Annotated in this window: 12 protein-coding genes and 1 pseudogene; 12 read left to right on the top strand and 1 reads right to left on the bottom strand. The window is 68.6% G+C overall.

Annotated elements, in window-relative coordinates:
* Positions 1-87 precede the first annotated feature (87 nt).
* The 12 genes from glyA to DMH12_RS21785 all read left to right on the top strand — a co-directional run bounded on the left by glyA (position 88) and on the right by DMH12_RS21785 (position 11,475).
* Positions 88-1,344, top strand: coding sequence for a serine hydroxymethyltransferase (glyA, locus tag DMH12_RS21840; RefSeq protein WP_125493189.1), 1,257 nt, complete (start codon positions 88-90; stop codon positions 1,342-1,344).
* A gap of 130 nt (positions 1,345-1,474) precedes the next feature.
* The gene (locus tag DMH12_RS21835) at positions 1,475-2,779 is read left to right on the top strand and encodes an MraY family glycosyltransferase (RefSeq protein WP_125493188.1); all 1,305 of its coding nucleotides are present in this window, start codon (positions 1,475-1,477) and stop codon (positions 2,777-2,779) included.
* A 287-nt stretch (positions 2,780-3,066) separates the two neighbouring features.
* Positions 3,067-3,501, top strand: a complete 435-nt coding sequence (locus DMH12_RS21830; RefSeq protein ID WP_114529189.1) for a hypothetical protein — start codon at positions 3,067-3,069, stop codon at positions 3,499-3,501.
* 210 nt (positions 3,502-3,711) lie between these two features.
* The gene (atpB, locus tag DMH12_RS21825; protein WP_163015794.1) at positions 3,712-4,551 is read left to right on the top strand and encodes a F0F1 ATP synthase subunit A; all 840 of its coding nucleotides are present in this window, start codon (positions 3,712-3,714) and stop codon (positions 4,549-4,551) included.
* Between the two features lie 73 nt (positions 4,552-4,624).
* Entirely contained in the window at positions 4,625-4,849 is a 225-nt protein-coding gene (gene atpE / locus DMH12_RS21820; RefSeq protein ID WP_030545783.1) for an ATP synthase F0 subunit C, read from the top strand.
* Positions 4,850-4,889: 40 nt separating this feature from the next.
* The gene (locus DMH12_RS21815; protein WP_185832462.1) at positions 4,890-5,450 is read left to right on the top strand and encodes a F0F1 ATP synthase subunit B; all 561 of its coding nucleotides are present in this window, start codon (positions 4,890-4,892) and stop codon (positions 5,448-5,450) included.
* Positions 5,447-6,262, top strand: a complete 816-nt coding sequence (locus DMH12_RS21810; protein WP_125493187.1) for a F0F1 ATP synthase subunit delta — start codon at positions 5,447-5,449, stop codon at positions 6,260-6,262. Before DMH12_RS21815 ends, DMH12_RS21810 begins: the two co-directional genes overlap by 4 nt.
* Before the next feature lie 155 nt (positions 6,263-6,417).
* Complete coding sequence (gene atpA / locus DMH12_RS21805; RefSeq protein ID WP_125493186.1) at positions 6,418-8,007, top strand: F0F1 ATP synthase subunit alpha; 1,590 nt, start codon at positions 6,418-6,420, stop codon at positions 8,005-8,007.
* A gap of 21 nt (positions 8,008-8,028) precedes the next feature.
* A complete protein-coding gene (locus tag DMH12_RS21800; protein WP_064729861.1) occupies positions 8,029-8,946 on the top strand; it encodes a F0F1 ATP synthase subunit gamma in 918 nt (305 codons plus the stop codon).
* On the top strand, positions 8,946-10,394 hold the full coding sequence (gene atpD / locus DMH12_RS21795; protein ID WP_125493185.1) for a F0F1 ATP synthase subunit beta: 1,449 nt from the start codon (positions 8,946-8,948) through the stop codon (positions 10,392-10,394). The genes DMH12_RS21800 and atpD overlap by 1 nt, the downstream gene beginning before the upstream one ends.
* Before the next feature lie 130 nt (positions 10,395-10,524).
* On the top strand, positions 10,525-10,899 hold the full coding sequence (locus DMH12_RS21790; protein WP_064729863.1) for a F0F1 ATP synthase subunit epsilon: 375 nt from the start codon (positions 10,525-10,527) through the stop codon (positions 10,897-10,899).
* Between the two features lie 129 nt (positions 10,900-11,028).
* Entirely contained in the window at positions 11,029-11,475 is a 447-nt protein-coding gene (locus tag DMH12_RS21785; RefSeq protein ID WP_125493184.1) for a DUF2550 domain-containing protein, read from the top strand.
* Positions 11,476-11,490: 15 nt separating this feature from the next.
* Here the strand turns inward: DMH12_RS21785 and DMH12_RS21780 are convergent.
* Positions 11,491-12,897, bottom strand: a pseudogene (locus DMH12_RS21780) (glycosyl hydrolase family 18 protein); the annotation flags it as partial.
* Positions 12,898-12,949 lie beyond the last annotated feature (52 nt).

Below are 12,949 nucleotides of genomic sequence, written 5' to 3'. Positions count from 1 at the left end.
GGCGTACGGCCCGCGACGCCGGGCGGCATCCCGCCCCCGGGCCTACATTGGTCGTACGTCACCGTCGACGCACGCCCGGAGCACACCATGTCGGTCACCCACGACGTCCCCCTGGCCGAAGACGGCGCGCTCGCGGGACTGGGCCGCCAGGACCCCGAGCTGGCCGAGATCCTGGTCGCCGAGCGCCGACGGCAGTCGACGACCCTCCAGCTGATCGCCGCCGAGAACTTCATGTCCCCCGCGGTGCTGGCCGCGCTCGGCTCCCCGCTGGCCAACAAGTACGCCGAGGGCTACCCGGGCGCCCGCCACCACGGCGGCTGCGAGATCGTGGACGTCGCGGAGCGGCTCGCCGTGGAGCGGGCCCGGCAGCTGTTCGGCGCCGAGCACGCCAACGTGCAGCCCCACTCCGGCTCCTCCGCCGTGCTGGCCGCCTACGCCGCCCTGCTGCGCCCCGGCGACACCGTCCTCGCCCTCGGCCTGCCGTACGGCGGCCACCTCACGCACGGTTCGCCCGCCAACTTCTCCGGCCGCTGGTTCGACTTCGTCGGCTACGGGGTGGACGCGGAGACCGGCCTCGTCGACCACGACCAGGTGCGCACCCTGGCCCGGTCGCGCCGGCCCAAGGCGATCGTGTGCGGTTCGATCGCCTACCCCCGCCACCTCGACTACGCCTTCTTCCGCGAGGTGGCCGACGAGGTGGGCGCCTACCTCATCGCGGACGCCGCCCACCCGATGGGTCTGGTCGCCGGGGGAGCGGCGCCCAGTCCGGTGCCGTACGCCGACATCGTGTGCGCCACCACACACAAGGTGCTGCGCGGGCCGCGCGGCGGCATGGTGCTGTGCGGGAGCGAGCTGGCGGAGCGGGTGGACCGGGCCGTGTTCCCCTTCACACAGGGCGGCGCTCAGATGCACACCATCGCCGCCAAGGCGGTCGCCTTCGGGGAGGCGGCGACCCCGGCCTTCGCGGCGTACGCCCATCAGGTGGTCGCCAACGCCCGGGTCCTCGCCGCCCACCTGGCCGCCGAGGGCCTGGTCGTCACCACCGGCGGCACCGACACGCACCTGCTCACCGTCGACCCGGCCCCGCTCGGCGTCGACGGCAGGACCGCGCGGGGCCTGCTGGCGGCGGCCGGGATCGTCCTGGACTGCTGCGCGCTGCCGCACGCGGACCTCCGCGGACTGCGCCTGGGCACCGCGGCCGTCACCACACAGGGCATGGGGGAGCGGGAGATGGGGGCGGTCGCGACGCTGCTCGCGGAGGTGCTCCGCGGCGGCACCGACCCGGCCGCCGCCCGGGACGACGTGCGCGCCCTGGTCACGGAATTCCCGCCCTATCCGGACTGAGGTGGGGTGGACGTACGCACGCGCACAGCCACTCGTGCAACCATCGTCGATACCCGGAAGTCCTCAACCGTATGCGTGCATCGCTAGGGTGTGGGGCTGAGGATGGCCAGCGAGACCTGTGGGGAAGCCCGTGCGTGAATACCTGCTGACGCTCTGCATCACGGCCGCGGTGACGTATCTGCTGACAGGGCCGGTACGGAAGTTCGCGATCGTGGCAGGGGCGATGCCGGAGATCCGGGCACGTGACGTGCACCGGGAACCCACTCCGCGGCTCGGCGGGATCGCCATGTTCTTCGGGCTGTGCGCGGGCCTGCTGGTCGCCGACCACCTCACCAACCTCAGTGAGGTCTTCGAGAAGTCCAACGAACCGCGCGCCCTGCTCTCCGGCGCCGCCCTGATCTGGCTGATCGGCGTCCTGGACGACAAGTTCGAGATCGACGCCCTGATCAAGCTGGGCGGGCAGATGATCGCGGCCGGCGTGATGGTGGTGCAGGGTCTGACCATCCTGTGGATCCCGCTGCCGGGCGTCGGCACGGTGGCGCTCACCCAGTGGCAGGGCACCCTGCTGACGGTGGCGCTGGTGGTCATCACCATCAACGCGGTCAACTTCGTGGACGGCCTCGACGGCCTCGCGGCGGGCATGGTGTGCATCGCGGCGGCGGCGTTCTTCATGTACGCCTACCGAATCTGGTACTCGTACGGCATCGAGGCCGCCGCGCCGGCCTCGCTCTTCGCCGCCATCCTGATGGGCATGTGCCTGGGCTTCCTGCCGCACAACATGCATCCCGCCCGGATCTTCATGGGCGACTCCGGCTCGATGCTCATCGGGCTGGTGCTGGCGGCCGGCGCGATCTCCGTCACGGGGCAGGTCGACCCCGACCTGATGAATCTGTTCTCCGGGTCCGAGCGCAACGCGGTTCACCAGATGGTGCCGGTCTACATCCCCCTGGTGATGCCGCTGACCATCATCGCCATCCCGGCCGCCGACCTGATCCTCGCGATCGTGCGCCGCACCTGGCGCGGCCAATCGCCGTTCGCTGCGGACCGGGGGCACCTGCACCACCGGCTGCTGGAGATCGGCCACTCGCACAGCCGCGCGGTGCTGATCATGTACTTCTTCTCGGCGCTGATCGCCTTCGGCGCGCTCGCCTACTCCGTGAACGCGGCGTCGATGTGGATCGTGCTGGGTGTGGTCTTCCTCAGCGCGATCGGACTGGTCCTGCTCCTGCTGCCGCGCTTCACACCGCGCGCCCCGCGCTGGGCCGAGCGGTTCGTGCCGCCCCGCTACCGGCGCCGGAGGGCCGGGGCGGAGACGGAGGCCGCGGAGGCGGCGGTGGTCCCGGACGAGGCCGCCGAGGAGCGGGTGCCGGTCGCCGCGGGTGTCTCGGGCGTCAACGGGGCCACCGCCGTCGGACCCCGTTCGCGCACAAGGTAAGAATCTGACTAGAGCATTGCCAAGTCGTGGTGGAGCGAATCGCCCCATTACCAGACAAGTGGGCCCAGTGATTGCACATACGCGCACTGTCACTCTCATGTGTGACAGCAAGCACACCCACAGGTAAAGACCTCATCAAATAGTTTGTGATACGGTTCACGAGAACCCCCGGGTAGAGCCTAAGGACCGTGATGCGACGGTCTCTTGGGCGTGAGGACTCCGTTCGGCCCGGGACTACGCTCGTCCATGACGACACCCTGCCCCCTGTGAAAAGCGGAGTTGCCGCCATGCCGTCCAATGACGTCCGGACCTTGCTTCAGGCTGCCGTGCCCACGGCTGCCGTCGGCGCAGTAGCCGCCGTCGTCAGCGCCGTGGCCGCCGGCGGCAAGGGCGCGGTCGGAGCCGTCGTCGCGACCTTGGTGGCGATGCTCTTCATGGGGATCGGTCTCTACGTCCTGCAGCGCACGGCGAAGTCACTTCCGCACCTTTTCCAGGCGATGGGCCTGATGCTCTACGCGGCGCAGATCCTGCTGCTGTTCGTCTTCCTCGCCGCGTTCAAGAACACCACGCTGTTCAACCCCCGGTCCTTCGCGATCACTCTGGTCGTGGTCACCCTCACGTGGATCGCCGCCCAGACGCGGGCCCACATGAAGGCCAAGATCCTCTACGTCGAGCCCGAGTCCTCGAGCGACAAGCCCGAGAAGACGGGCCACTCGTCGTGAGGGGTAGGGCCGGGATAAAGAGGCATGTGAAGTCCTGCTATCGTCCGGTGCCAACTGCGGCATCGCGGGCGCGGGCATCCGAGCTGACGCCTGCTCAATCGCGAGGCGAGATGCCCCACAGCCGCCCCCACATCCGTAACACCAGTCCCGTGCCGAACTGCGGCCCCGCGCCGCGCCGACACAACGAGGTTGCCGTACCCATGCGCCACGATGAAGGAGCCCGCGGTGAGTGCTGACCCGACGCAGGTGCTCGCCTTCGAGACCGACTGCCACATCTTCGACGGTTGTGGATTCCCGGCTCCCGGCCTGCACTCGTTCCTCTTCGAGCCGCTCTGGGGCAACGCAGACGGCAACGGCATGTACTTCAACAAGCCGATGCTGCTGGCCCTGCTCGGCTCGATCATCATCGTGGGCTTCTTCTGGGCCGCCTTCAACAAGCCGAAGGTCGTCCCGGGCAAGCTCCAGATGGTCGCCGAGGCCGGCTACGACTTCATCCGCCGCGGCGTCGTCTACGAGACGATCGGCAAGAAGGAGGGCGAGAAGTACGTCCCCCTGATCGTCACGCTGTTCTTCTTCGTCTGGATGATGAACCTCTGGTCGATCATCCCGGTCGCCCAGTTCCCGGTGACCTCGATCATCGCCTACCCGATGGTCCTGGCCCTGATCGTCTACGTGCTGTGGGTGTCGCTGACCTTCAAGCGTCACGGCTTCGTCGGCTTCTTCAAGAACGTCACCGGTTACGACAAGTCCCTCGGTGCGGTGCTGCCGCTGTCGATGACCATCGAGTTCTTCTCGAACCTGCTGGTCCGCCCCTTCACGCACGCCGTCCGGCTCTTCGCCAACATGTTCGCGGGCCACACCCTGCTGCTGCTCTTCACGATCGCCAGCTGGTACCTGCTGAACGGCATCGGCATCGCCTACGCGGGCGTCTCGTTCGTGATGACGATCATCATGACGGCCTTCGAGCTCTTCATCCAGGCCGTGCAGGCGTACGTGTTCGTCCTGTTGACCTGCACCTACATCCAGGGCGCGCTCGCCGAGCACCACTGAGCCCGTCCCGCCTCACCCCCCAGTCGTCCGGTGGCCAACCCCCACCGGTCCGTAAAGAGAAGGAAGAACTGGCATGTCCCAGACCCTTGCTGCCGTCGAAGGTTCGCTCAGCTCCGTCGGTTACGGCCTGGCGGCCATCGGCCCCGGCGTCGGCGTCGGCATCATCTTCGGTAACGGCACCCAGGCCCTCGCCCGCCAGCCCGAGGCGGCCGGTCTGATCCGCGCCAACCAGATCCTGGGCTTCGCGTTCTGTGAGGCGCTCGCCCTCATCGGTCTCGTCATGCCCTTCGTCTACTAAGACGAGCTGACGACCGACCCTTTCGACGAAAGGCACTGATGTGAACTCCGCCCTGGTACTTCTGGCGGCTGAGGGTGAGAAGGAGAACCCCCTCATCCCGCCGTGGCCGGAAGTCGTCATCGGCCTCATCGCTTTCGTCATCGTCTTCGGCTTCCTCGCCAAGAAGCTGCTCCCGAACATCAACAAGGTTCTGGAAGAGCGTCGCGAGGCCATCGAGGGCGGTATCGAGAAGGCCGAGGCCGCGCAGACCGAGGCCCAGAGCGTCCTTGAGCAGTACAAGGCCCAGCTCGCCGAGGCCCGTCACGAGGCCGCGCGCCTGCGCCAGGAGGCGCAGGAGCAGGGCGCCACGCTCATCGCCGAGATGCGCGCGGAAGGCCAGCGGCAGCGTGAGGAGATCATCGCCGCCGGTCACGCCCAGATCCAGGCCGACCGCAAGGCCGCCGCGTCCGCGCTGCGCCAGGACGTCGGCAAGCTGGCCACCGACCTGGCCGGCAAGCTCGTCGGCGAGTCCCTCGAGGACCACGCCCGCCAGAGCCGCGTCATCGACCGCTTCCTGGACGAGCTGGACGACAAGGCGACGAAGGCAGAGGCAACCCGATGAACGGAGCGAGCCGCGAGGCCCTGGCTGCCGCACGCGAGCGTCTCGACGCGCTGACGGACTCCACGTCCGTGGACGCCGGCTCGCTCGCCGACGAGCTGGCCGCCGTCACCGCGCTGCTCCACCGCGAGGTGTCGCTGCGTCGGGTCCTGACCGACCCGGCGCAGGCCGGCGAGGCCAAGGCCGACCTTGCCCAGCGCCTCCTCGGCACCCAGGTCAGCGGCCCCGCCGTCGACCTGGTGGCCGGTATGGTGCGCTCCCGCTGGTCGCAGTCCCGCGACCTGGTGGACGCGCTGGAGGAGCTGGCGAACACCGCCGACCTCACCGCGGCCCAGAAGGCGGGCCGGCTCGACAACGTCGAGGACGAGCTGTTCCGGTTCGGCCGGATCGTCTCCTCGAACACCGAGCTGCGCGCCGCGCTGACCAACCGCTCCGCCTCCACCTCGGCCAAGGGCGAGCTGCTGCGCAGCCTGCTCGGCAGCCGTGCGGACGCGAGCACCGGGCGTCTGGTCACGCGTCTCGTGACCGCGCCGCGGGGACGTAGCCTGGAGACGGGACTCGAGTCCCTGTCCAAGCTCGCCGCCGACCGGCGGGACCGGATGGTCGCCGTGGTCACCTCCGCGGTGCCGCTGAGCGACACGCAGAAGCAGCGTCTCGGCGCCGCCCTCGCGAAGGTCTACGGCCGCCCGATGCACCTCAATCTCGACGTGGACCCCGAGGTCGTCGGAGGCATCCGGGTGCAGGTCGGTGACGAGGTCATCAACGGTTCCATCGCGGACCGTCTGGAGGAGGCCGGCCGCCGCATGGCGAGCTGACTCCCCGCGAGACAACAGCACAGCAAGCAGTACGTACTTACGACGGCCCTGGTTGGGCCGTGCAGAGGATTCACCTCTTACTGGGGGGAGTCCCCGACTCGTGGAATACCCCCCAAGTGAAACTTCGGGCCCAACAAGGAGAGCAGGGAACTCAGATGGCGGAGCTCACGATCCGGCCGGAGGAGATCCGGGACGCACTGGAGAACTTCGTCCAGTCGTACAAGCCGGACGCGGCCTCGCGCGAGGAGGTCGGTACGGTCACCCTTGCCGGCGACGGCATCGCGAAGGTCGAGGGCCTGCCCTCGGCCATGGCCAACGAACTGCTGAAGTTCGAGGACGGCACCCTCGGCCTCGCCCTCAACCTCGAGGAGCGCGAGATCGGTGCCATCGTCCTCGGTGAGTTCAGCGGTATCGAGGAGGGCCAGCCGGTCAGCCGCACCGGCGAGGTCCTGTCGGTCGCCGTGGGCGAGGGCTACCTCGGCCGCGTGGTCGACCCCCTCGGTAACCCGATCGACGGCCTCGGCGAGATCGAGACCGAGGGCCGCCGCGCCCTCGAACTGCAGGCCCCCACGGTCATGCAGCGCAAGTCGGTGCACGAGCCGATGGAGACGGGCTACAAGGCCGTCGACGCCATGACCCCGATCGGCCGCGGTCAGCGCCAGCTGATCATCGGCGACCGCCAGACCGGCAAGACCGCCCTGGCCGTCGACACGATCATCAACCAGCGTGACAACTGGCGCACCGGCGACCCGAACAAGCAGGTCCGCTGCATCTACGTTGCCATCGGCCAGAAGGGCTCCACCATCGCGTCGGTCCGCCGCGCGCTGGAGGAGAACGGCGCGCTGGAGTACACGACCATCGTGGCCGCCCCGGCGTCCGACCCGGCCGGCTTCAAGTACCTGGCGCCGTACACCGGCTCGGCCATCGGCCAGCAGTGGATGTACGAGGGCAAGCACGTCCTGATCATCTTCGACGACCTGTCGAAGCAGGCCGACGCCTACCGCGCCGTGTCGCTGCTGCTGCGCCGCCCGCCGGGCCGCGAGGCCTACCCGGGTGACGTCTTCTACCTGCACTCCCGTCTGCTGGAGCGCTGCGCCAAGCTCTCCGACGACATGGGCGCCGGTTCGATGACCGGTCTGCCGATCGTCGAGACCAAGGCCAACGACGTCTCGGCGTTCATCCCGACCAACGTCATCTCCATCACCGACGGCCAGTGCTTCCTGGAGTCCGACCTGTTCAACGCCGGCCAGCGTCCGGCCCTGAACGTCGGTATCTCGGTCTCCCGCGTCGGTGGCTCCGCCCAGCACAAGGCCATGAAGCAGGTCTCCGGCCGGCTCCGTGTGGACCTCGCCCAGTTCCGTGAGCTGGAGGCGTTCGCCGCCTTCGGTTCCGACCTGGACGCGGCGTCGAAGTCGCAGCTGGAGCGCGGTCAGCGCATGGTCGAGCTGCTGAAGCAGGACCAGTACCAGCCGATGGCCACCGAGGACCAGGTCGTCTCCGTCTGGGCCGGCACCACCGGCAAGATGGACGAGGTGCCCGTCGCCGACATCAGCCGCTTCGAGAAGGAGCTGCTCGAGTACCTGCACCGCCAGGAGCAGGGCCTCATGACCTCCATCAAGGAGGGCGGCAAGATGTCCGACGACACCCTGCAGGCCGTCGCCGAGGCGATCGCGTCGTTCAAGAAGCAGTTCGAGACCTCGGACGGCAGGCTGCTCGGCGAGGACGCCCCGTCCGCCGCCAAGTGACGTAAGGAAGGGACCTGACTCATGGGAGCCCAGCTCCGGGTCTACAAGCGTCGCATCCGATCCGTCACCGCGACCAAGAAGATCACCAAGGCGATGGAGATGATCGCCGCCTCGCGCGTCGTCAAGGCGCAGCGCAAGGTGGCGGCCTCCACGCCGTACGCGCAGGAACTCACCCGCGCGGTCACGGCGGTCGGTACCGGGTCGAACACGAAGCACCCGCTCACCACGGAGGCGGAGAACCCGACCCGTGCCGCGGTCCTGCTCCTCACGAGCGACCGCGGTCTGGCCGGCGCCTTCAACTCCAACGCCATCAAGGCGGCGGAGCGGCTCACCGAGCGCCTCGAGCGCGAGGGCCGGGAGGTCGACACGTACATCGTCGGCCGCCGCGGTCTGGCCCACTACAACTTCCGCGAGCGCAAGGTCGCGGAGTCGTTCTCGGGCTTCACCGACGAGCCCTCGTACGCGGACGCCAAGAAGGTCGCGGCGCCGCTGATCGAGGCCATCGAGAAGGAGACGGCGGAGGGCGGCGTGGACGAGCTCCACATCGTCTACACCGAGTTCGTCTCGATGATGACGCAGACGGCGGCCGACTCCCGGCTGCTGCCGCTGAGCCTCGAAGAGGTCGCGCAGGAGTCGAAGGCGAAGGACGAGATCCTCCCGCTGTACGACTTCGAGCCGTCCGCGGAGGACGTCCTCGACGCCCTGCTGCCCCGCTACGTGGAGAGCCGCATCTACAACGCGCTGCTCCAGTCGGCCGCCTCCAAGCACGCCGCCACGCGGCGCGCGATGAAGTCGGCCACCGACAACGCGGGTGAGCTGATCAACACGCTCTCCCGTCTTGCCAACGCGGCCCGCCAGGCCGAAATCACCCAGGAAATCAGCGAGATCGTCGGTGGCGCCAGCGCCCTGGCCGACGCGACCGCGGGGAGTGACAACTAATGACCACCACTGTTGAGCCGACCGCTGCGTCGGGCGTGGCCTCCGGCCGCGTCGCGCGCGTCATCGGCCCGGTCGTCGACGTGGAGTTCCCCGTCGACGCGATGCCGGACATCTACAACGCGCTGCACGTCGAGGTCGCCGACCCGGCCCAGGAGGGTCAGCTCAAGACCCTGACCCTGGAAGTCGCCCAGCACCTGGGTGACGGCCTGGTCCGCACCATCTCGATGCAGCCCACCGACGGTCTGGTCCGCCAGGCCCCGGTGACCGACACGGGTTCGGCCATCTCCGTGCCCGTCGGCGACTTCACCAAGGGCAAGGTGTTCAACACCCTCGGTGAGGTGCTGAACGTCGACGAGCAGTACACGGGTGAGCGCTGGCCGATCCACCGCAAGGCGCCCAACTTCGACGAGCTCGAGTCGAAGACCGAGATGTTCGAGACCGGCGTCAAGGTCATCGACCTGCTGACCCCGTACGTCAAGGGCGGCAAGATCGGTCTGTTCGGCGGCGCCGGCGTCGGCAAGACGGTGCTCATCCAGGAGATGATCTACCGCGTCGCCAACAACCACGACGGCGTCTCCGTGTTCGCCGGTGTCGGTGAGCGCACCCGTGAGGGCAACGACCTCATCGACGAGATGAGCGAGTCCGGCGTCATCGACAAGACCGCGCTGGTCTTCGGTCAGATGGACGAGCCGCCGGGCACCCGTCTGCGCGTCGCGCTGGCCGGCCTGACCATGGCCGAGTACTTCCGCGACGTCCAGAAGCAGGACGTGCTGTTCTTCATCGACAACATCTTCCGCTTCACCCAGGCCGGTTCCGAGGTCTCGACCCTGCTCGGCCGCATGCCCTCCGCGGTGGGCTACCAGCCGAACCTGGCCGACGAGATGGGTCTCCTCCAGGAGCGCATCACCTCGACCCGCGGTCACTCGATCACCTCGATGCAGGCGATCTACGTCCCCGCGGACGACCTGACCGACCCGGCCCCGGCCACCACCTTCGCCCACCTCGACGCGACGACGGTGCTCTCCCGTCCGATCTCCGAGAAGGGCATCTACCCGGCCGTGGACCCGCTGGACTCGACGTCCCGCATCCTCGACCCGCGGTACATCGCGGCGGACCACTACCAGGCCGCGATGCGCGTGAAGAACATCCTGCAGAAGTACAAGGACCTGCAGGACATCATCGCGATCCTCGGTATCGACGAGCTCGGCGAGGAGGACAAGCTGGTCGTCCAGCGTGCCCGCCGCGTGGAGCGCTTCCTGTCCCAGAACACCCACGTCGCCAAGCAGTTCACCGGCGTGGACGGCTCCGACGTGCCGCTGGACGAGTCGATCACCGCGTTCAACGCGATCTGCGACGGCGAGTACGACCACTTCCCGGAGCAGGCGTTCTTCATGTGCGGTGGCATCGAGGACCTGAAGAAGAACGCCAAGGAGCTCGGCGTCTCCTGAGCCTCGCGCTCGTGGTGGGCCCCACGGCTCACACCGGAGGGGGCGGGCGCGTCCCGCCCCCTCCGTCACGCCCCTTAGACTTGTAACCAACACCCGGCTCTCCCGCCGGGTGGTGACCCGAGGAGCCACCTTGGCTGCTGATCTGCACGTCGCGCTGGTCGCGGCCGACCGAGAGGTCTGGTCCGGCGAGGCCACCCTGGTCGTCGCGCGCACCACGTCCGGCGACATCGGCGTCATGCCCGGTCACCAGCCGCTGCTCGGTGTGCTGGAGTCGGGCCCGGTGACCATTCGTACGAGTGACGGTGGGACGGTCGTCGCCGCGGTGCACGGCGGTTTCATCTCGTTCGCCGACAACAAGCTGTCCCTGCTGGCCGAGATCGCCGAGCTGTCGGACGAGATCGACGTCCAGCGTGCGGAGCGGGAGCTCGAGCGCGCGAAGGCGGAGGGCGACGCCCACGCCGAGCGCCGCGCGGACGTCCGACTGCGCGCGGCGGCGGGGCGCTGATCGACGGCGCTGTGCTATGACGTGACTCAGCCGCGGCTGGGACCGGAGCAATCCGGACCCGGCCGCGGCTGAGGCAGATCCGGGTGTTTTTTCCGTTCCGTTACCTAGGAGACGAGGAGGTCGGTGTCGATGGTCCTCGCTCTGACTGTGTGCGGAATCGCCGTCGCCCTGGTGGTGATCGGGCTCTTCGTCTTCGGTCTGCGCCGTCGGCTGATCCAGCGGTCGGGCGGTACCTTCGACTGCTCCCTGCGCTGGGACGCCCCCAAGGAGGGTGACGCCGGCGGCAAGGGCTGGTCCTACGGCGTCGCCCGCTACAACGGCGACCGGATCGAGTGGTACCGCGTCTTCTCGTACTCCCCGCGCCCCCGCCGCGTCCTGGAACGCTCCGCGATCGAGGTGGCCGGCCGCCGGGTGCCGGACGGCGAGGAGGAGCTGGCGTTGCTCTCCGACGCCGTGGTCCTGGCCTGTCTGCACCGGGGCACACGGCTCGAACTGGCGATGAGCGAAGACGCGCTGACCGGATTCCTCGCGTGGCTGGAGGCAGCCCCGCCCGGTCAGCGCGTCAATGTTGCTTAGAGACTGTCAGCGGTTCTACTTCAGACCGCTGTCGATGGCGCTCACCAGCTCGCCGTTGGAGGTGTCACCGCTGAACTCCCAGAAGAAGGCCCCGCCGAGCTTCTGCTGCTCGGCCCAGTCCATCTTCGACTTGACGGTGGCCGGAGTGTCGTAGGACCACCAGTTGCTGCCGCAGTGGGCGTAGGCGGTGCCGGCGACGGTGCCGGTGGCGGGGCAGCTGTTCTTCAGGACCTTGTAGTCCTCGATGCCCGCCTCGTACGTGCCGGTCGCCGGTCCGGTCGCCGTGCCGCCGGGCGCGGACTGGGTGACGCCGGTCCAGCCGCGGCCGTAGAACCCGATGCCGAGGAGCAGCTTGTCGGAGGGCACGCCCTTCGCCTTGAACTTCGCGATGGCCTCGGCGGAGTTGAAGCCCTGCTGCGGGATGCCGGGGTACGACGTCAGCGGCGAGTGCGGGGCGGTCGGCCCGTTCTTCGCCCAGGCGCCGAAGAAGTCGTACGTCATCACGTTGTACCAGTCGATGTACGGCGCGGCGGTGCCGTAGTCGGCGGCCTCGATCTTGCCGCCGTCGGAGGCGTCGGCGGTGACGGCCGCGGTGACCAGGTAGTCCTGGCCGAACTCGGCGCGCATGGCCTTCATCATGTTGCTGAAGGCGTTCGGGCCGCTGGTGGTGTCACAGCTCAGTCCGCAGGCGTTCGGGTACTCCCAGTCCAGGTCGATGCCGTCGAAGACGTCGGCCCAGCGCGGGTCCTCGATCAGGTCGTGGCAGGACTTCGCGAAGGCGGCCGGGTTCTTCACGGCGTCGGGGAAGCCGCCGGACCAGGTCCAGCCGCCGAAGGACCACAGCACCTTGATGTGCGGGTACTGCGCCTTCAGCTTGCGCAGCTGGTTGAAGTTGCCGCGCAGGGGCTGGTCCCAGGTGTCGGCCTTGCCGTCGACGGACTGGTCCGCGGTGTAGGCCTTGTCGTAGTCGGCGTAGGCGTCACCGATGGTGCACTTGCCGCCCTGCACGTTGCCGAAGGCGTAGTTGATGTGCGTGATCTTCTCGGCGGAGCCGGAGGTGACCAGGTTCTTCACGTGGTAGTTGCGCCCGTAGACGCCCCAGTTGGTGAAGTAGCCGAGCTTGACCTCGTCGCCCGGGTCCGGGTTGCCGCCCCCGCCGCCGGTCGTGCGGACGGCGACCGCGCCGCTGGCCGGTCCGGTCTGGTCGGCGGTGTCGCGGGCCTGGACCGTGTACGAGTAGTCGGTGCCCTTGGTCAGGCCGGTGTTGGTGTAGGTGGTGCCGGTGACGGTGGCGACCTTCGTGCCGTCGCGCAGGACGTCGTAGTTCTTGATGCCCTTGTCGTCGGTCGCCGCCGACCAGGACAGTTTCACCGAGGTGTCGGTGACGTCCGAGGCGGTGGGGGTGCCGGGGGCGGAGGGGGCGGCTCCTTTTCAAAGTCACACCAGCCGACGAAGCTATACTAGGCGGACAACG

It is taken from the genome of Streptomyces sp. WAC 04229 (assembly GCF_003947455.1).
Taxonomy (GTDB): Bacteria; Actinomycetota; Actinomycetes; order Streptomycetales; family Streptomycetaceae; genus Streptomyces.
The sequence above is the reverse complement of the archived record's forward strand: the minus strand, read 5'-3'. Positions and strand labels throughout refer to the sequence as shown.